The sequence below is a fragment of the Sulfolobus sp. E5-1-F genome, assembly GCF_009601705.1.
In the GTDB taxonomy this organism is placed as follows: domain Archaea; phylum Thermoproteota; class Thermoprotei_A; order Sulfolobales; family Sulfolobaceae; genus Saccharolobus.
The window spans coordinates 1,339,384-1,357,144 of the sequence record NZ_CP045687.1 but is presented as its reverse complement, the minus strand read 5'-3'; the positions used below and the strand labels follow the sequence as shown (position 1 = coordinate 1,357,144).

Below are 17,761 nucleotides of genomic sequence, written 5' to 3'. Positions count from 1 at the left end.
TTGTTATATCTTAGTTTTAAATCAGTGGGCCGGTAGCTCAGCCTGGAAGAGTGCTCGGTTCGCACCCGAGAGGTCCCGGGTTCAAATCCCGGCCGGTCCATTATTATGATGACCGATGGGCGGCTTGAATTATGATGATCCATTGTAGCACTGATAAAAAGTTGAGATAAATATAATAGCTAGTTTGAGACTTTTCTTAGCGTAGGATTTTTCTGAATAAATGAATTGAGATTCCAATTAATATCCCTTAAATTAGTATCGTAATATACGACAAATTGATGAAGTACATAATAACTCTATGAACTACTTATTGCATAGACATGCTTCAATAAGTTTCATATATATATATATTTCATAATCAATTATAAACTGATGTTAAGGAAATATCTAAGTTCGTTCTCTATAAATAATGAACTAAAAGATATGGCATTATCTCAAAATATAATAAAACTATAGGACACATTCATCCCGAAATTTTTTAGATGAGTTCTGGAAAATCCAAAGGCGACAAAATATAGTTATATTTTACTACTTTTTAATTTATCTAAGAAAATTGACCTAAGGTTTAATTACATTAAGTGTTTTGCATCTTGCGATACATTCTGAGATATCCACAAATTTCCATTGACTAGTTGGTGAGAAGCACTCACGTATGCAAGGATCTTCAGCTTTTGACATGTAATCACCAATGTTAATTTGATAAATGAGATAGAAAAAAATTTTTCTATTAGGATGAAAGGAAAACTAAATATGAAAGAAAAGGTAGGAAATTTAGAGCTGGAAGTTGAGGCAGTGATGGACATTAACGGTGAGGAATATAAGGTTGTGAATGTACCTAATGCTGATGAGTATAAGGGATTCCCTCCCTCATGGGAGTTTGTAAAATCACATATGCTAACATGGAGGCCTTATTTTAAGGCCAAGATGATTGAGATTAATAATCAACTTATTCCTGCAGTAGGAAATTTTTTACTTAACTTAGATGAAGATATGTATGAGTTGTTATTGGACATTTATTATACGTTTAAGGTAAATAAGTCCTCTATTATAGAGACTAATATTAGCACAGTAATTACTAGGCAAATAGAGAAGGTTGAGGAGAAATTTGGCAAGAGATTTAATGAAGAAGAGAGGACGAGATTATATATTAAGTATGGAATAGAAACTGCAATATTAAGAGACATAGGTGCAATAAATTGACAATAATAACGTTTACTGCAGAAGGCAAGCTAGAGAGGGATAAGGTTATTGTAGACTTAAACGGAACTGAGATAAAAGTAGGTTTGTTAGGATCTGATAATCCTACTCCAGAGGAATTCTGTCTTGCTTCTGCGATATCTTGTCTTATTTTGACTGTGTACTATATAGCAAGAGAAAAAGATGTTGCTATCAATTCAATTGAAGGATATATTGAGGGGAAAATGGATACTAAAGGATTTCAAGGATCAAAAGATATTCCTCCAGGTTTATTGGAGGTTAATTATGAATTAATAATTGATTCTAAAGATACTAGGATAAGTGAAATATTAAAAGAAGCTGAAGAGCGATGTCCAATGAGGGATACGTTAACTAGGGGCGTTAAAGTAAATATTAACTGGAAAATCAAAAGTTAACTTTTTTAATTTTTAATTATATTTTATAAGGGGATACAGATGGCGACAGAAAAAAGTATATTAGGGATCGGAGAGAGGGAGAGAAGAGAAATAGTAGGCTATATTCAGATGCTTTTAGATTCAATTAACGATTTAATGGTAAAGTATAAGCTGGAATTAAAGAACATGGGTGTAATTAATAGGTTACAGATTATAACTGAGATAATTACTATGCATAAGTATAATCCAGAAGTATATATGGGAGTTTACTGGGAGGAATTAGTAGGTATAATTGATACAATTAAGCGAGATCAGAAGATTGCAAATGAGTTAAAGGATATAGAGGAATTAGTAGAGAAGATAAATAGTCTGAGACAGCTAGCTAAATTTTAATTAGAAATTCTGGCAGTAGTTCCTTTGCTTTCTTTAAGTGTTTTTCTATTTCGCCTTTAGCTAACTGTTTAAAAGGTCCCTTATACCACTCTTTCATCTTTATCCTACTTCCAGTACCTTCTGACGTTGTGTAAAAATCAAATCCAAATGATACGTTAAATAGTGGAGTTTTCTGTGAAGCGTAATACCTAGTTATGTACCTAGCATCATCTAACTTTACATTATACACAGTTAAAGGAGTATCCCAACTTATGACCCATTTAATTCTCAATAAATACACGCCCTCTCTTATGTTAGAAACTGCTTTGATTTGCGGTATAAACAATGTTAAAATTGCTGGATTTATAATTTTTTCATTAATATTCTTAGGCGGTAAAGGTGCAAGAAAATCAATAGTGTCACTCACGGATCCTTTAACTTCAGTACTTTTCTTTATTTTTACAGAAAATACTCCATTCTTCTCATACTCTTCACACTCATATTCTAATTCATTGCATATATCTTCCAATGTAGTTTTTCCATCTTTATCTACTTTAAATATAATCTCATTTTCGTCAGATTGTATATTCTGCATTACTATAAACTTCCTAATGTTGGGATCTTTTTCTACTGTCAAATCTATCTCTTTCATATATGTATCATATTTTTTTATGAGTAAAAAATCTTTCTTTACTTTTACGCTACTATATATCTATTAAATATTACTATTCAATTTTAAGTGATTTTATATGATAAGAAAATAAGTTGGAAAATTTAAATAACCTCTTGTATTTCTGGTTTTCTCATAATTTCTGTTAGTGCGTTTATTAAATCATTTTCATTAAAGCCAAATATCACTGGTTTCTTCTCGTTAAATGTGTCAAGAATTATTTTCCTTATCTCTTCGAAATTAGCAGATACTCCCTTTAGTTTATCTTCCAAATATTCTATAAATCCATTTGGCGACATGACGAAAAAGTCGCCAGAAATTGATATTTCATCAATTTTCCTATTCACTATTTTAATCGTAATTCTTAACAGTTTTCTAGCTTTATAGTCGAGGTGGCAAAGAGCTACTGCTGACGAGATTTTAACGCATCTTTCTGTGTGAATATCAGGGTGTCTATTGTCCTTGTAAAATATCCATTCTTCTTTAGCCTTTTCACTTGCTAATTTCTCCCATAACTCTATTTCCTCTGGTGTTAAGGTTGCATCCTCGAATTTAATGCCTAATTCCTTTTCAAAGGATTCCTTAAGCTTTCTGTTAATTTCCTCTCTAGGCGGAATATATCCTAATTCCTTTTCTAATGATGTTAACCATTCTGACATATCCTTAGCCATTTTGTCCCTAAACTTTTCTGTAGGAACCTTTATGCACTTACTAATTAGATCAACATCTAGGCTTAACAAAATATTGCCAGCTATTACGATTGAATTACCATGTGTCATTGCTCCATTTCCACTTATTTTCTTTCCATTGACTACTATATCTTGATCTCTTAAATCAGCGTTTAATCCATATGAACGTAGCACGTTTACTACGGGTGTAAGGAATTTCTTATATAATTCAGTGGGATTTCTAGGCGAATCTTCTTGCCTAACAACAATAAAATAGTCATGCTCACCTTGCGTTATTACTACTGTCCCTCCTCCTAAATCACGTCTAACGACTGGAATTTTCATCTTTTTGGTAAATTCTAAATCAACTTCTAACCATACTTCTTGATGTACTCCTACATTTACAAAGGGCTCCTTAACTGAAAAAACCAATAATGTATTTTTCCCTCCTCTATTCACATATTCTGCTACGGATACAAATGAAGTTACCATGTGATATCCATCTTGAGGAGGGAGAGATACAAATCTCCAGCTCATTTTACAGCCTCTTGCATGTTAACTTTTCCGAAGCTATTAACTCCTTTAATTTTTGTATAGCAGCTTGTCCACTAATTAGTTGTTTCAACTCCTCTGGATTGGCCATCTTCATCTTTACTAACCATCCTTTTCCATAAGGGTCTTGATTTATAATTATTGGACTTTTCTCTGCTTCCGCATTAACCTCAACTACTTCTCCAGATACTGGTGCTGGAACTGGTCCAGCCCACTTTCCACTTTCCATAGTGGCTACTGGCCTCCCTTTCTCCACCTTAGTGCCTTTTTTCTTTATTCTTACCTTAACTATTTTTCCTGCCATTGTTTGTGCGAGATCAGTTATCCCTACAACGATTGTATCTGAACCCTCCAATCTAGCCCAAACTGTGTTCTTACCTTCTATAAAGTAGTAAAGATTTTCTGGTATTTCGCAATTCGATTCAACTACCATATTAGATCAGTAATATAATATGTCTAATTAACTAAAAAAGTTTGCTTTAGAAAGCAGTTATCAGAAAAATGAGAATAACGAAATCTTATTTTTTAGATAGTTAAATCTATGATATGAATACTAAGGAAAGATCATTGCTAGGAAGCTGGATAATATGGAGTGCGGCGTATTATATGTACTATCCGTTTATATCTATTTACCTTTCTCGTTTCGTGGAAGAATCCAAATTAAGCCTATTGTTTGTAGTATTCCAAGCAGTATCTTTGCCCCTTCCATTAATAGGTGCTAAAATAAGCAAGGTTAATAGAATTCTTCCAATAATTATTGGAATGCTAGTAGGAGGGATAGGTATGATAATGCTTCCTTTTTCCAGAAATATTTTAGAGGTTATAATATTTATGTGCCTTAATTACTTCATATTTTTGTCACTTCCCTCCTACTATTCTCTAATGTCAGAAATTGGTGAAGGTACTATAACTAGAATATGGTCATTATCGATTTTACCTTCAATAGTAATGCCTTCAGTAGGCGGGCTTATAGCTCAATATCTAGGTTTAAGATGGCTTTTTATGATAGGTGGGATAGTTCTTGCTACGTCTTTCCTACCTATGGTAAATCTTTCATATAATCCGTTGAACCGAATTTCATTGAACTTTAAAATTGGTATTAGGTCTTTCCTTCCAGCAATCTTGATCTTACCCATAGCAATGGAATTTCCATATATTTATTTGGTAGTCTATGACTATTTTCATCTAACTAAGGAGATTGTTGGGATCATAGCGACTTCAGCAGAGATTCTTGGTATGGTATTAAGTTATCTAGCATCAAAACTCATATCTAAAAAGAAATATTTTCTCTCACTATCTCTCTTTCTATTCTCTTTAACATCCTTGTATTTTATATCCCCAACTATTGCAATCTTTTTTGGTTGTTGGGAGTCAATTGTACCGTTGACCTTAGAATACTTCTCATCTAGGAAAACCGTATATGACTTTGCACTGATCAATATAATGCAAGGTCTAGGGTGGATTTTTGGATATCTAATAGATTATCTCATGCCAAATATAAGCATTTTATTATTAAGTAGTTGCCTTATAGCTTTTTTATTAGGCCTGATAATATTATTTATCAAGGATTGATTGCAATGAATGTTAGAGAGTTAGCAATTCTCACTTTGTTGTCAGAAGGTGAATTAAGCGTTAAAGAAATACAAGAATACGTAAGCATACCAAGAAGGAATCTGGTCAAAACTATAAGAAAATTGGAGAAGAAAGGTTATATTCAAGAGAAGGCATATGTTGGAGATGATGTTATAGTTGAAATTACTGAATATGGACTTGAAATGTTATATAAAAACTTCGTGTATTTAAGAGATCTAATAAACGAAATGGAGAATGTGTTATGTAGTAAATTCGACTGTTAATCATGCGAAAATGTTATAGAAATCTAATATTCGTTTAAGCTTATAAAAGACCGGATTAGGTTTATTTCTAGGATAATATTTGAAATCTTTTAGTAATGAATCATCAGTAACGTAAACTTTGAGTAAATTAACCCCATATATTCCATACATATAATAAGGTGAGACTCTTTCCGCAACAGATATGAAGTCCTCCACAAAATCGCCTATCTCAACTATATAACTATTTTTATCAGATACCTCTGATATCATAGGAATTCCCTCATCTTTAGAGTAACCCTCTAAGTCATGTTGACTTATATATGATGCATGTACTTCAAAGGTCTTGCTATCTCCTTCATATTCTACTAGGAGTGAAATTGGCTTCAGTTCTATTAACTTTCTTAATTCATGTTTAAATTCCCTCTTATCAGTTATCCCTTTTTCGTATATAAACACCCTATTTGGTTTCTCATATAGTCTTAGACTAGCCTTTGTTATTACTCCAAATAAACCTTGTGAACCAATTACAATTCTCCATCTAATTTTGCCAAAGGTAGTTATGAAATCTACCCATTCCGTGAAATTCCAAGGTGTACCATATGCTGTGGATAAACTTGATATTTCATTAAGCGCCAATAGGCCACCTATACTTCCATCATAAATTGCTGGGAGTAGTAAGTTTTTTTGCGATGCCTCTTCTCTTATTTTTTTAACATCAGCACCACTATCAGCTATTACCTTGTTTTCGCTTACTTCAAAATTATTGAGTCTTTGAGTTGTAACTATCATTATATCTGGTTTGATTTCCCTTTTAGTGTGACTCCCAAATCCCCTTATTCCAACTTTCTTATTATCCTTTTTAGATTCACTGATTATCTGAAATACCTCATTCTCATCAGCTGGGTTTACTTCTAACACAAGTATTATCTTTATCAAAAAGATATTTAACCATAAAACCCACTTACCAAGTGTGCCAAAAGTAGCTGTAATTATGGGAAGTAAAAATGATTGGGAGTATATGAAAGAAGCTGTAGAGATTTTGAAACAATTTGGTGTAGAATATGAAGCTAGGGTAGTTTCAGCTCATAGAACCCCAGAATTTATGATGCAATATGCTAAAGAAGCAGAAAAGAGGGGAATAGAAGTTATTATTGCTGGGGCAGGTGGGGCTGCTCATTTACCCGGCATGGTTGCTTCACTTACAAGTCTTCCAGTTATAGGTGTTCCTATTCCCTCAAAGAATCTAAATGGTCTTGACTCACTTCTTTCAATAGTACAAATGCCCTATGGAGTACCAGTAGCTACAGTCGCAATAGGTGGTGCTAAAAACGCTGCACTATTGGCAATAAGAATTTTAGGAATAAAATACAAGAGTTTAGCAGATAAAATTAAAAAATTCTCAGAAGATATGACCAATGATGTTCTCAATACTAGATTGGAAGCCTAAAATTGGAATATTGGGAGGAGGACAATTAGGTTGGATGATGATACTAGAGGGAAGGAAATTCCCATTCACCTTTTACGTATTAGAAAACGATAAGAATGCTCCAGCTTGCAGGATTGCAGATAGGTGCTTCTCTCCTCAGGAGTACAAAGAATTTGTTGATTCCTCAGACGTAGTTACATTTGAATTCGAACATGTATATGAAGAAGCACTGAAATATGCTCAAGAGAGTGGAAAGTTGTTACCTAGACTCAATTCTGTTGAGTTAAAGAGAGAACGTTATAAAGAGAAACTATTTTACAGAGAGCACAACTTGCCTACTCCTAGATTTTTTATAGCAGAGGATGGTGAAGACGCATTAAGAATACTTAGGGAAGAGTTTAACAACATAGGAGTTATTAAGGAGTCTAGAGGTGGATATGATGGGAAAGGCCAATATTTTATATTTAATGACGCTGAAAAATATCAATTCTTAAGAGAAAAGAAGGAAAAGATGATCGTTGAGGAATACGTTAATTTTGACTTTGAGGCTTCAGTTATTATAGCTAGAGATAAAAAAGGGAATTTTGTCAGCTATCCTCCCACATACAATTACAACGAAAAGGGTATCCTAGTTTACAATTATGGGCCTTATTTTAATCAAGAGATTATTAATGTAGCTAAGAGGTTGAGTGAGGAATTGGATTATGTAGGAACTATGGGTGTTGAGGTTTTTGTAACCAACGGTAAGGTTTTTATTAACGAGTTTGCTCCTAGAGTTCATAACTCGGGTCATTACACTCTAGATGGTGCTCTTATCTCTCAATTTGAACAGCACCTAAGGGCTATAGTTGACATGGAATTAGGCCCAACCACTATTTTATCTCCTAGCGGAATGGTTAATATTTTAGGTACAGATAAAATACCAATCGAAGTATTAAAATATGGCAAGATTTACTGGTACTCTAAAAGCGAAGTGAGAAAGAGGAGAAAATTGGGTCATATAAACGTCGTAGGGAATAATCTTGAGGAAGTTAAGCAAAAAATTGATAAAATTATGCAACTAATTTATCCTAATGGGTTAGATTTATGAGGTTCAAATTTAAAATCTGGATTGAGACAGAAGAGGGAAAACCCCTTATAGGGAAAGGTGGAGTGAAATTATTAAGAGCAATTGAAAGTACTGGTTCTCTTTCCAGTGCTTCCAAATTAGTTGGTGTCTCATATAAGTTTGCTTGGGAGTACGTCAAAAAAATTAATGAAATATTGAGTGACTCCGTAGAAATGAGAAAAGGAGGAAAAAATGCGGGAGGTTCTAGAGTTAATGAAAAGTTAGATAAGCTGTTAAGTATCTATGAAGAGGCACAAAAGGAGATATCAGAAATCCTTGAAAAATACAATAAAAAGATAAATGAGCTATTAAATGAGGAAGAGAAAAAAAGTCAATAGTAATTTATTTTAGGCTCTTTAGTGCCTTGATTAGAGTAGAAGCAAAGGCTGGTAAATCACTAGGTACTCTGGAGGATATCAAATTTTCATCAACTACGACGTCACTGTCAATATAGACTCCACCTGCAGCGATTACATCATCTTTTATTGACGTAACTGAGGTTAGTTTTCTTCCTTTTACCAGATTAGCTGAAATTAAGACTTGAGGCCCGTGGCATATTGCCGCAACTGGTTTTTTTAACTCAAAGAATTTTCTAGTAAGATTTTTGACTTCCTCTAAAGTTCTTATGTGTTCTGGTCCTCTACCGCCTGGTATAACTAATGCTGCATAATCCTCTGGTCTAACGTCCTTGAACGAGAGGTCAGAAATTACAGTATATCCGTGCTTTCCGGTAACTTTCGAATTAGCCTCTTTCCACGCTATTACTGGTTTAAAACCCTCCTCAATTACCCTATAATAGGGATATAATAGCTCAATATCTTCAAACTCTTCCCCAACTATGAATAAGACCTTTTTCGATTCCATAATTTAGATATCTAGCCTATAGATAAAAAGTTTTTCTACGTATAGACAATTTAATAAAAAAATAAAAGTCCTTTTTAAAATCAAATAGTCATTTCTCTCTTAACTGATCTCTGCTTATCTCTTCTATCTCATCAGCTCTAAATCCACTATATATTACAGTGTAATAGAATATTAGACCAGTAATTGCAAGTACTATTTATGGTTTCCCATGGGAATTATATTAGGGGTTTGGGCTTCATTGAATTTTCATGTATCCAATTCTCAGCCCTTGGGCTTCATTAAAGTCACGGGAACTCTCTATAGAACGCCTAAACCCTTAAAAATGACATGTCTAAGAGGGTTAGTTCTTTTCTTAGCAGTTTATTATTTTATTATGCAATAACTTTTGTTCTTTTATCAGACATAATTGAGCTTAAAATATAAACTATATAAATCTTCACCATTAGTAACTTATGATTGGTCATGTCTTACCGAGATATCGGTTATAACTTTTTATATATAAGCTTACTCATTTTGGAAAACTTAATTCTATTTTGTTATTATTTATTTATTTTAGAAAAATATTAAATACAAATAATATTATAGCTAAATATTAGCAAGTGAATCATTCAAAAGTTTTAATAACTTTCTTTGAGTAAGCTAGTTCTGGAAAAGGGTGTAACATAATGGTTGTAAAAATAACGTTTTTCCATGACGTGTTGTGTCCCTTTTGTTTTGTAACATCTCGGAGGTTAAGAAGTGTCGTAAGGAAATTCAATGACGAAATAGTAGTAAAGCACAAGGCCTTTATGATAATCTCATCACTCGATGATCTAAAAGCTGCTGCTCCAACGGAAGAGGAGGCTAGAGAATTGTTTAAACAAGAATTTTCTATCATAAAAAGGTATTTTCCGGACTATGATCCGGAAAAAGTAATAGGTAAAGGTAAAATAACGTGGGTTTGGTCTCTTCCTCCTTTAATGGCATGTAAGGCTGCCGAATACCAAAAGGGTGATAATGGATATTGGGATTACTTTGATAAGGCTCAAGAGAAGTTCTTCTTGGAAGGTGAGAACGTTAATGATGATAATGTCTTGATTGAGATTGCTGAGAAGATAGGCTTGGATATTGAGAGATTTAAGGAAGATTTTAAGTCTAAAAAGGCTAGGATGTCAGTCTATGAGGATGAAGCTGAAGCTCACGCCATGGGAATTAGGGGAGTTCCAGCACTATTGGTTAATGACTATTGGCTTATTAGGGGAGTTCAAGAGGAGACTTATCTTGAATCGGTAATAGAGGATCTGTTATCTAATGGAGGAGAACCAAAAAAAGTGAAACTAAAAGCTTATTGGGAAGCTACTTAAAATTTTTATACATGCTTAAACGAATTAAAGATTTCATGTCATCACCAGTTTTCCAAGTTGAAGCAAATACTTCTCTTCAAGAAGTATGTAAGTTAATGCTAGAAAGGGGGGTAGGGTCAGTAGTAGTGACAGAACAAGGAGTCCCCAAGGGAATATTTACTGATAGAGACGCAATTAAGGCAATCGCTATAGGTTTAAGCTCCAGCGATGAGGTTAGATTAGCAGCTACTATGGGGAACCTAATAATTGTTGATGAAGATATCGATGTCTTTGAGGCGTTAAAAATAATGGCATCAAATAAGATTAGGCATCTGCCAGTTAAGAACAAGAATGGAAATATTATAGGAATGTTCTCGATAACTGATATTCACAAGGTTTATAGCTAGCTAAAAATATTAATTAGTATTCATATATGCTTATAATGTGAAAGTAGGCTATCTGATAGGTAGTAATGGTGATATTACTAACCTCAGTAATGCAATTAAGTTAGAGGTCGTTGATGGATCTAAGGAGATTATAAGTTTAGCTTACGGAAAGCTGTCAGATATACCTAAACTTAACGTTTTAATTGGGAAGGATTTTTTACAAGGTGAAATTTTATTTCTGAAAAACTATGTGGATTTTCTTGTAGATAAAAGTAGGCTGGCCAGTGAAATTCCATTTCAGTTACCTCTAAATAGACAAGAGGGGATCTGTGTTGGTACTGTCAATTGTTCTGGCATATCTTTTAAGGATGTAATTTTCACATACCCATTCCCTTTTAGAGACTCATCGTTCAGTTCTGCTATAATTTTTGAGGTTCTAGATCTAGATATAATTAGAGAAGTAAATAGAGTAGTTAAAAGTGGCTCAAAGGTATACATGATTTTACGTGATAAATTATTTGGTGGAATTGATCCGTTAGAAGGTTTAAGAAAGTTTTCTAGTAAATTTAGAGTAGTTATGGTTAAAGAGAAGGAAGGATTTTGGATAATTGAAGGAGTTAAAAAAAGATAACTTAATCTTTCATGTTCTAGGTGTTTAATTCTCTATTTTCCAGGTCATTTTACTGTGAATCCAGGCCTAACTAGTTTGCTTAAATCTAATATTTTATTTATTTCATTCTCACTATATCCTAATTCCCTTAAGGCTTCACGTATAGACATTCCCTTATTTAATTTCTTTCCTATTTCAGCAGCTTTATCATAACCTATTACTGGGGATACTATAGTTATAAGTGAGGGAGAGGATTCAGCATATCTCTTCATTTTCTCCACATTTGCTACCATTCCATCAATTACTAACTTTGACATCTTCTCTAAGGCCTCTGAGACTAAATTAACTTGAGTTACAATATTATAACCAACTAGGGGAATGCCCATTGATAACTCAAACTCTCCTAACATCGAAGCGAATTGGTTTGCGTGATCTAATCCAACAACTTGGGCTGAAACTAGCAAAGCAGCCTCAACTGTGACTGGATTAGTTTTACCAGGCATTATTGAGCTACCAGCTATCTCTTCTTGTGTAGGTAAGTCGATTTCATTAAGACCGGTTAAAGGACCGGAAAACATTAATCTTATATCTTGTCCTAATCTGTACAAGTTTACTGCAATATTCCTTAGCGCTCCACTTAGTAGTAAGAGGTCTGTAAGTAACCTCATTGCCCTAAACCTATTGGCAGGTTTAAACCCTAAACCAGTAATTCTATTTATTTCATTTATAACTCTTTCCTGAAATTCTGGGTGAGTATTTAATCCAGTACCCGTCGCAGTACCTCCAATTGGCAATTCCTTCACATATTCTAAAATATTCATAACTTGCTCACTTTCGTGTTGGAAAGCGTCAGCATAAGCTGAAAGTTCTTGACCTAAAGTTACCGGCAAGGCATCTCTTAAATGAGTTCTACCTGCTTTTACAACATCCTTATACTCTTCTGCCTTCTTATTCAAAGAAGATATTATTTGTTGTAATGCAGGAAGTAATCTATTCGTGACCTCAGCTACTGCGGCGATTCTAATTGCTGTAGGTACAGTATCATTTGACGATTGGCCAAAATTCACATGATCATTTGGATGCACTTTAAGGTTAGAGTAACTAGAAGCAACTTCTGCTATAACCTCATTTACGTTCATATTAAGTCCAGTCCCAGATCCTGTTTGAAAGACATCAAGTACTATTTTATCATCTAATTTTCCATCAATTAAATCTTCAGATGCCTTTATTATTGCATCTGCAATTTTTTTATCTAATAATCCAAGGTCTGCATTTACTTTAGCGCAAGCTTTCTTTAAAATTCCCATAGACCAAATTATTCTTCTAGGAAATTTGGTTCCAGTATTCATAAAAAGCCTTGGCGCGGTATCGGTATACTTCATAAATATAGGAACATAATCCATTGTATTAAATCTTTATAGGCAATTGCCTTTGAAAAAATCTTTAACCCAGTTTACGTAATACCCAATGTATATGTCCGTAATAAGACTTGAAAACGTTACCAAGATTTATGAGGGGAATGTCAAGACTGTTGTGCTTAGAGATATAAATCTGAGTATTGATGAAGGAGAGTTTATTTCAATATTGGGCCCTTCTGGCAGTGGAAAATCAACTCTCTTATCGATCTTGGGAATTTTAGATAGACCATCACAAGGAAAGGTATATGTCTATGAGAAGGATGTAACTAAGCTAAGTGATAACGAGATCTCCAAAATCAGAAATGAGTATATAGGTTTTGTGTTTCAAAACTTTAATCTAATTCAAAGACTTAGTGTATTACAAAACGTTGAATTACCACTAGTAGCCAGAGGAATACCAAAAAAGAAAAGGGAGGAAATAGCAATAAATTCTCTAAAACTAGTGGGATTAGATGGATTAATTAGTAAAAAACCATCAGAACTTTCTGGAGGACAACAGCAAAGAGTAGCCATAGCTCGTGCACTAGCCCAAAATCCAAAGATAATATTAGCTGACGAACCTACTGGAAATTTAGATAGTAATAATGCGAAAATTGTAATGAATATATTCAAAAAGATTAATGAGGAGTTTAAAAGTACAATAGTAGTAGCAACACATGATAGAGAAGTTGCAAGTTATACAAGAAGAAAGATCTACATCAGAGATGGAAAGATAGTTGGTGAAGAAAGATGATAGAGAAGTTGATAGTTATCTTTTTATTGCTTTCATTGATTCTCCCTATAATTCCTGTAAACTCACAAAGTACTGTCGTCATATCTAGCTGGGGATGGGGAACGCCACAAAATCCAATAAGAGCACATCCGGGTTATAACGATACGCCATTTTATGTTTTAGTCTCACAGCCTATAGGGTATCAGATTGTTTACGCATATTTAATTTTATCTGGAACGCCAATAACATCTGAAGGGGGAAGTAGCATAGCTTACGGTTCTGTGACCTCAACGTCTTTAACAACTTCGCAAATAACGTTCTTCCTCAATGTAAATGATAACGCTGAGCCGGGTACTTATGATGTACCATTAGTAGTCGTATATCAAAACGCAGTTAATGGTGCTGAAAGTCAAATAATTCAAGAAATAACTATACCCATTTATAACGTAACCTTTCCGGTTTTAGCTCAAGTATTTTGGGGAACTACGCAACAATTGATATTCGCTCAAGTAGGAGAGGGCTTATTACCTCTTACATTTAGCGTTTTTAATCCCACAACTGAACCTATGTTAAACGTCACCTTAAACGTATTCCTGCCCAAGGGAATATTTTCCCAAACTGGTAGTAGAGAGTTAACAGTTACAATTCCAGCCTTACCTGCTGGAGAACCAATATTTGTATCTTCGATAGTAAACGTGAGTAACCTTGTTAAACCTGGAGTGTATACTCTTAATTATTCTTTTTCATTTACGAATTTTCTAGAATATTTCTATAAACAATATTTAAACAGAAGTGTAAATATAACAATATATCCCCAAGCTAAGATCAATATTTATTCTGATCCCATCCAGTCAACTCCAGATAATATAACTACACTCATAGTAACAATTTCAACTAACGTTAGTAGCTTTATAATTAGTGTAAGACCAGAATTGCCCTCAAACTTCCTACCAATATCCTCAAACTTTACGCCTAGCTTTCTTTCACCGGGACAAAGGATAATATACGCTTTCAAGATTTACATACCTCAAGGAGTGATTCCTTCAATATACCCTATTCCAATAGAGGTTAATTACACTGCACTCGATCAAAAATTAACAATAGCTTACCTAACATATGCAAATATCTACTATAACGAAACCCCTAGGATAGTTGAGGCAATTTGGAATACTACAATAACACCATTCCCCGGAATTGGAACAATTCCCTTAACACTGGTCATTTATAATCCATTACCAATACCTATAACTGCTGTCAACATTACATACACATTTCCTAATGGCATATTTCCTTTACAACCGTTCATTTTCTTACCTGGAATACCTCAGTACTCTTCTATACCAATATCCATCCCGGTGGAAATAACTCCAAATACCTCAGTAGGTCTACTTAATTTCACTTACAAGATTTCTTACAATCAAGATAAAAGTGTGGATGGAATAAATAGTATCTATGTTTTACCTCCTGCTCCAGTGATAATTGAGGCTAATCAAACAGTAATAGGTGATGGAGAATATGCATTAGTACCAATCAGAGTTGTAAATCTTGGAGTAGAATATGTTTATAACGTAAATCTAATACCCATCACACAAGGCTTAGAGATAATCACATCTGTTAACAATACAATTCCTTTCATAAAGCCTAACTCATCAGTAACATTCTACTATACACTCTACGCTCCGCAAGGATTGCCACCAGCTGTGTACCCACTGGTAATTAAATTGACTTATACCTATTTTACCAATGAAATAGTGAGGACGTTTACAATTCCAGTTCTAGTAAGTTCGTCTCAGTCACCAATACTTATATCCTTTCTAAAAACCACAGTTTATTATAATACGAACAATACTGAGATCTTAACGATTCAAAACTTGGCCAACTTTACGATATATAACATAAGGCTTGACTTAAATTATCCCTCACAAGAAATTTACCTCTCACAAAATCAGCTTTACATTCCATATCTTCCTTCTCACTTTATTTACACTGTTCCATTGTATGTTATACCACAAATCCCGCAAACTATGTCGATACCTATTGTAGTTACTCTCAACTATGTGTTGGGTCAAGGATCTCCACAGACCTATCAATATCAATTAAACTTGCTCAGTACAGGGTTTGTTAAAATGGAGATAACTCAAGTTTCAGCACAGATCGTAAACAATACAGTGGTAATTAACGGACTATTAATAAATACCGGCTCTCAGAACGCACAATATGTAACAATATCTGTTAATAACTATTCCTCAATTTACATTGGAAACGTACCTCCAAATAGTCCAACACCGTTCTCTTTTACCTTAACCTTGCCCCCGGGTTTATATAAGTTCAACATTACTGCAAATTACGAAAATGAACTATATCAACCTAATATGACATATTATGTATTATCTTATGTCGTATCTTATCCAACGTCAACTAATTCTCAAGATAAAATACCAGTGACTACAGTATTATTGATAGCGGTGATAATAACTCTGCTGGTTATTATAATCTATTTGAGTCTTAGGGGGTTAAGAAAATGAAAATTCTGGATTTTATATCTTATGCTTTGAATTCACTAAAAGAAAGAAAGGTTAGGGCAATACTTACTATTCTTGGGATAGTTGTTGGACCAGCTACAATAATCTCAATAAATTCTATGGTATTAGGTTATTCGCATACAATAATTTCACAAATATCGAATTTTCTCTCACCATATGATATTATAGTAACCCCTACCGGAAGGGGATTGCCATTATCACAATATCTCATACTCCAATTAGAGGCCATTTCTGGAGTCAAGATGGTTATCCCGTTCTACTCATTTCCAGCGTTAATTAGAACACCTAATGGGTATGAAGGGGCAACAGTATTTGCAGTTAACATAAACCAACTTAAGGTAGCAGCTCCGGCAATAAGCTTATCGTCTGGTTATTTTCCAGCTGCAGAGGTTGATTATGAAGCGTCGATAGGCTATCAATTGGGAAATCCGCAAGGTGGATATAGTCCAATAAGGCCAAATCAAGTGATACAAACAATTATATTCTATAACGGGAATAATTTCAGTAAGACATTCCTAGTAACCGGAATTTTAAATGAATATGGAAGCTTTCTCGGAGTCGATATAGATAAGTCAATAATAGTACCTTTGTCTTTTGGTCAATCAATTTCAAGTTCTTATAGTGGAGCTATAATAATAGTGAACTCTTTGGGCGAAGTTAATGAAGTTGCAAATGAAATAAAACAAAAGTTTGGAAATTCCTTAGATATTGTAGTGGCTGAGGAATTTATACAGCTAATAGATAATACTTTACAATCTCTTAATGGGTTGCTAGTATCTGCAGGTGCTACATCTTTCATTGTCTCGTTCATGGGAGTAACCACAACAATGTTTACAACAGTCGTAGAAAGAACTAAGGAGATAGGGATATTAAGAGCATTAGGATTTACAAAGTTTGATATACTCACAATGTTCTTAGTTGAGGCTAGTGTAATGGGATTCATAGGTAGTATAATAGGACTTGCTTTAGGTTCAGTAGTGGCATTAATATTAACACAAGAGCATTTCGGACTAGGCTTTAGTTTTCTAAAAGGTCTTTCAGTATCACCCATCTACTCTCCTACCTTTATGTTATTAGTGTTGATATTTTCTACAATTTTAAGCGTCATTGCAGCACTAGGACCAGCTTATAATGCATCTAAGCTAGATCCAAATAAGGCTTTGAGATACGAGTAGTTAGGAAAAAAGCTTACTAAAGAGTCTCTCTATTTCCCTTATTTCATCGTCTGACAATTTGCCTAGAAAAGAAGATAACACGCTTAAGAATATCTTCCTACTTTCCATTAGCTTTTCACTTCCCTTTTCGGTTAGCTCAACGTAAATTACTCTTCTATCACTTTCACTTCTTACCCTTCTAACAAGTTCTTTTTCTTCAAGCCTATCAATGATGCTGGTTAGCCCTGCCTTTGTAAGCATGTATTTCTCAGCTATTCTGCTCATTGGAACTTTTCCTTCTTCTTCTAACGCGCACATTACTTTGAACTCAAAGTATGATAGTCCAATTTGCTCAAGAGCCTTATCAGTCTCCTTATTTATCTTTCTTGTTAGTCCAGTTATTAGATCCCAAACTTCGGAATATTTTGTAGCTAATATCATAGTTAGATATCTAACTTTATAAACAATAAAGTTTTTCCTCATTACAAAAACTCGCAAAATCCTATCTGGAAAGAATATTTATAGTATA

At 34.0% G+C, this 17,761-nt stretch carries 21 protein-coding genes and 1 tRNA gene; 15 read left to right on the top strand and 7 right to left on the bottom strand.

Annotation, left to right across the window (positions count from 1 at the left end):
• Positions 1–26 precede the first annotated feature (26 nt).
• From GFS03_RS06640 to GFS03_RS06625, 4 genes are all read left to right on the top strand, one after another.
• Positions 27–100: transfer RNA gene (locus tag GFS03_RS06640), tRNA-Ala, on the top strand.
• Between the two features lie 650 nt (positions 101–750).
• On the top strand, positions 751–1,200 hold the full coding sequence (locus GFS03_RS06635; RefSeq protein WP_153423083.1) for a hypothetical protein: 450 nt from the start codon (positions 751–753) through the stop codon (positions 1,198–1,200).
• Entirely contained in the window at positions 1,197–1,613 is a 417-nt protein-coding gene (locus GFS03_RS06630) for an OsmC family protein (protein ID WP_153423082.1), read from the top strand. The genes GFS03_RS06635 and GFS03_RS06630 overlap by 4 nt, the downstream gene beginning before the upstream one ends.
• A 39-nt stretch (positions 1,614–1,652) precedes the next feature.
• Positions 1,653–1,985 carry a hypothetical protein gene (locus tag GFS03_RS06625; RefSeq protein WP_153423081.1) on the top strand — a complete coding sequence of 111 codons (333 nt, stop codon included), beginning with the start codon at positions 1,653–1,655 and terminating at the stop codon, positions 1,983–1,985.
• On the opposite strand, the gene GFS03_RS06620 is transcribed toward GFS03_RS06625, so the two are convergent.
• From GFS03_RS06620 to GFS03_RS06610, 3 genes are all read right to left on the bottom strand, one after another.
• Positions 1,975–2,616 carry a hypothetical protein gene (locus GFS03_RS06620; RefSeq protein WP_153423080.1) on the bottom strand — a complete coding sequence of 214 codons (642 nt, stop codon included), beginning with the start codon at positions 2,614–2,616 and terminating at the stop codon, positions 1,975–1,977. The two genes, GFS03_RS06625 and GFS03_RS06620, sit on opposite strands and share 11 nt — an antisense overlap.
• 122 nt (positions 2,617–2,738) lie before the next feature.
• Positions 2,739–3,839 carry a lipoate--protein ligase gene (locus GFS03_RS06615; protein WP_153423079.1) on the bottom strand — a complete coding sequence of 367 codons (1,101 nt, stop codon included), beginning with the start codon at positions 3,837–3,839 and terminating at the stop codon, positions 2,739–2,741.
• Between the two features lies 1 nt (position 3,840).
• Positions 3,841–4,287: a glycine cleavage system protein H gene (locus tag GFS03_RS06610; protein WP_153423078.1), complete on the bottom strand. Its 447-nt coding sequence runs from the start codon at positions 4,285–4,287 to the stop codon at positions 3,841–3,843.
• A gap of 113 nt (positions 4,288–4,400) precedes the next feature.
• Here GFS03_RS06610 and GFS03_RS06605 point away from each other — a divergent pair, with 113 nt between their 5' ends.
• On the top strand, positions 4,401–5,426 hold the full coding sequence (locus GFS03_RS06605; RefSeq protein WP_153423077.1) for a hypothetical protein: 1,026 nt from the start codon (positions 4,401–4,403) through the stop codon (positions 5,424–5,426).
• Between the two features lie 5 nt (positions 5,427–5,431).
• Positions 5,432–5,710 carry a helix-turn-helix domain-containing protein gene (locus GFS03_RS06600; protein ID WP_153423076.1) on the top strand — a complete coding sequence of 93 codons (279 nt, stop codon included), beginning with the start codon at positions 5,432–5,434 and terminating at the stop codon, positions 5,708–5,710.
• Here GFS03_RS06600 and GFS03_RS06595 read toward each other — a convergent pair whose 3' ends face one another.
• A complete protein-coding gene (locus GFS03_RS06595; RefSeq protein WP_153423075.1) occupies positions 5,711–6,625 on the bottom strand; it encodes an FAD-binding oxidoreductase in 915 nt (304 codons plus the stop codon). It abuts the gene before it with no gap.
• Between the two features lie 34 nt (positions 6,626–6,659).
• Between GFS03_RS06595 and purE the strand changes: the two genes are divergently transcribed.
• Genes purE through GFS03_RS06580 form a run of 3 tightly spaced genes read left to right on the top strand, consistent with a single transcriptional unit; the run spans position 6,660 to position 8,561 of the window.
• On the top strand, positions 6,660–7,136 hold the full coding sequence (purE, locus tag GFS03_RS06590) for a 5-(carboxyamino)imidazole ribonucleotide mutase (RefSeq protein ID WP_153423074.1): 477 nt from the start codon (positions 6,660–6,662) through the stop codon (positions 7,134–7,136).
• Positions 7,108–8,205, top strand: a complete 1,098-nt coding sequence (locus tag GFS03_RS06585; RefSeq protein WP_153423073.1) for a 5-(carboxyamino)imidazole ribonucleotide synthase — start codon at positions 7,108–7,110, stop codon at positions 8,203–8,205. The genes purE and GFS03_RS06585 overlap by 29 nt, the downstream gene beginning before the upstream one ends.
• Entirely contained in the window at positions 8,202–8,561 is a 360-nt protein-coding gene (locus tag GFS03_RS06580; RefSeq protein WP_153423072.1) for a winged helix-turn-helix domain-containing protein, read from the top strand. Before GFS03_RS06585 ends, GFS03_RS06580 begins: the two co-directional genes overlap by 4 nt.
• 4 nt (positions 8,562–8,565) lie before the next feature.
• Here GFS03_RS06580 and GFS03_RS06575 read toward each other — a convergent pair whose 3' ends face one another.
• Positions 8,566–9,087 (bottom strand): type 1 glutamine amidotransferase domain-containing protein, encoded by a 522-nt coding sequence (locus GFS03_RS06575; RefSeq protein WP_153423071.1) that lies wholly within the window; start codon positions 9,085–9,087, stop codon positions 8,566–8,568.
• A 665-nt stretch (positions 9,088–9,752) separates the two neighbouring features.
• On the opposite strand from GFS03_RS06575, the gene GFS03_RS06570 reads away from it, so the two are divergent.
• The 3 genes from GFS03_RS06570 to GFS03_RS06560 are packed head-to-tail and all read left to right on the top strand — an operon-like array spanning position 9,753 to position 11,426.
• Positions 9,753–10,430, top strand: coding sequence for a DsbA family oxidoreductase (locus GFS03_RS06570; protein ID WP_153423070.1), 678 nt, complete (start codon positions 9,753–9,755; stop codon positions 10,428–10,430).
• Between the two features lie 11 nt (positions 10,431–10,441).
• On the top strand, positions 10,442–10,816 hold the full coding sequence (locus tag GFS03_RS06565; protein WP_153423069.1) for a cyclic nucleotide-binding/CBS domain-containing protein: 375 nt from the start codon (positions 10,442–10,444) through the stop codon (positions 10,814–10,816).
• A 52-nt stretch (positions 10,817–10,868) separates the two neighbouring features.
• Positions 10,869–11,426 (top strand): hypothetical protein, encoded by a 558-nt coding sequence (locus GFS03_RS06560; protein ID WP_181443803.1) that lies wholly within the window; start codon positions 10,869–10,871, stop codon positions 11,424–11,426.
• Between the two features lie 44 nt (positions 11,427–11,470).
• Here GFS03_RS06560 and GFS03_RS06555 read toward each other — a convergent pair whose 3' ends face one another.
• Complete coding sequence (locus tag GFS03_RS06555) at positions 11,471–12,808, bottom strand: class II fumarate hydratase (RefSeq protein WP_153423067.1); 1,338 nt, start codon at positions 12,806–12,808, stop codon at positions 11,471–11,473.
• Between the two features lie 70 nt (positions 12,809–12,878).
• On the opposite strand from GFS03_RS06555, the gene GFS03_RS06550 reads away from it, so the two are divergent.
• Genes GFS03_RS06550 through GFS03_RS06540 form a run of 3 tightly spaced genes read left to right on the top strand, consistent with a single transcriptional unit; the run spans position 12,879 to position 17,253 of the window.
• A complete protein-coding gene (locus GFS03_RS06550; RefSeq protein WP_153423066.1) occupies positions 12,879–13,556 on the top strand; it encodes an ABC transporter ATP-binding protein in 678 nt (225 codons plus the stop codon).
• Positions 13,553–16,060 carry a COG1361 S-layer family protein gene (locus GFS03_RS06545; protein ID WP_153423065.1) on the top strand — a complete coding sequence of 836 codons (2,508 nt, stop codon included), beginning with the start codon at positions 13,553–13,555 and terminating at the stop codon, positions 16,058–16,060. The genes GFS03_RS06550 and GFS03_RS06545 overlap by 4 nt, the downstream gene beginning before the upstream one ends.
• Complete coding sequence (locus tag GFS03_RS06540; protein WP_153423064.1) at positions 16,057–17,253, top strand: ABC transporter permease; 1,197 nt, start codon at positions 16,057–16,059, stop codon at positions 17,251–17,253. The genes GFS03_RS06545 and GFS03_RS06540 overlap by 4 nt, the downstream gene beginning before the upstream one ends.
• Here the strand turns inward: GFS03_RS06540 and GFS03_RS06535 are convergent, their stop codons facing one another.
• Positions 17,254–17,715, bottom strand: a complete 462-nt coding sequence (locus tag GFS03_RS06535) for a MarR family winged helix-turn-helix transcriptional regulator (RefSeq protein ID WP_153423063.1) — start codon at positions 17,713–17,715, stop codon at positions 17,254–17,256.
• Between the last annotated feature and the right edge of the window lie 46 nt (positions 17,716–17,761).

Coding starts and splice junctions, on each gene's coding strand:
- GFS03_RS06620 (WP_153423080.1), bottom strand. CDS start 2,616: ATGAAAGAGATAGATTTGACAGTAGAAAAAGATCCCAACATTAGGAAG.
- GFS03_RS06545 (WP_153423065.1), top strand. CDS start 13,553: ATGATAGAGAAGTTGATAGTTATCTTTTTATTGCTTTCATTGATTCTC.
- GFS03_RS06575 (WP_153423071.1), bottom strand. CDS start 9,087: ATGGAATCGAAAAAGGTCTTATTCATAGTTGGGGAAGAGTTTGAAGAT.
- GFS03_RS06555 (WP_153423067.1), bottom strand. CDS start 12,808: ATGGATTATGTTCCTATATTTATGAAGTATACCGATACCGCGCCAAGG.
- GFS03_RS06635 (WP_153423083.1), top strand. CDS start 751: ATGAAAGAAAAGGTAGGAAATTTAGAGCTGGAAGTTGAGGCAGTGATG.
- GFS03_RS06585 (WP_153423073.1), top strand. CDS start 7,108: ATGTTCTCAATACTAGATTGGAAGCCTAAAATTGGAATATTGGGAGGA.
- GFS03_RS06535 (WP_153423063.1), bottom strand. CDS start 17,715: ATGAGGAAAAACTTTATTGTTTATAAAGTTAGATATCTAACTATGATA.
- GFS03_RS06580 (WP_153423072.1), top strand. CDS start 8,202: ATGAGGTTCAAATTTAAAATCTGGATTGAGACAGAAGAGGGAAAACCC.
- GFS03_RS06565 (WP_153423069.1), top strand. CDS start 10,442: ATGCTTAAACGAATTAAAGATTTCATGTCATCACCAGTTTTCCAAGTT.
- GFS03_RS06540 (WP_153423064.1), top strand. CDS start 16,057: ATGAAAATTCTGGATTTTATATCTTATGCTTTGAATTCACTAAAAGAA.
- GFS03_RS06610 (WP_153423078.1), bottom strand. CDS start 4,287: ATGGTAGTTGAATCGAATTGCGAAATACCAGAAAATCTTTACTACTTT.
- GFS03_RS06570 (WP_153423070.1), top strand. CDS start 9,753: ATGGTTGTAAAAATAACGTTTTTCCATGACGTGTTGTGTCCCTTTTGT.
- GFS03_RS06625 (WP_153423081.1), top strand. CDS start 1,653: ATGGCGACAGAAAAAAGTATATTAGGGATCGGAGAGAGGGAGAGAAGA.
- GFS03_RS06605 (WP_153423077.1), top strand. CDS start 4,401: ATGAATACTAAGGAAAGATCATTGCTAGGAAGCTGGATAATATGGAGT.
- GFS03_RS06600 (WP_153423076.1), top strand. CDS start 5,432: ATGAATGTTAGAGAGTTAGCAATTCTCACTTTGTTGTCAGAAGGTGAA.
- GFS03_RS06550 (WP_153423066.1), top strand. CDS start 12,879: ATGTCCGTAATAAGACTTGAAAACGTTACCAAGATTTATGAGGGGAAT.
- GFS03_RS06615 (WP_153423079.1), bottom strand. CDS start 3,839: ATGAGCTGGAGATTTGTATCTCTCCCTCCTCAAGATGGATATCACATG.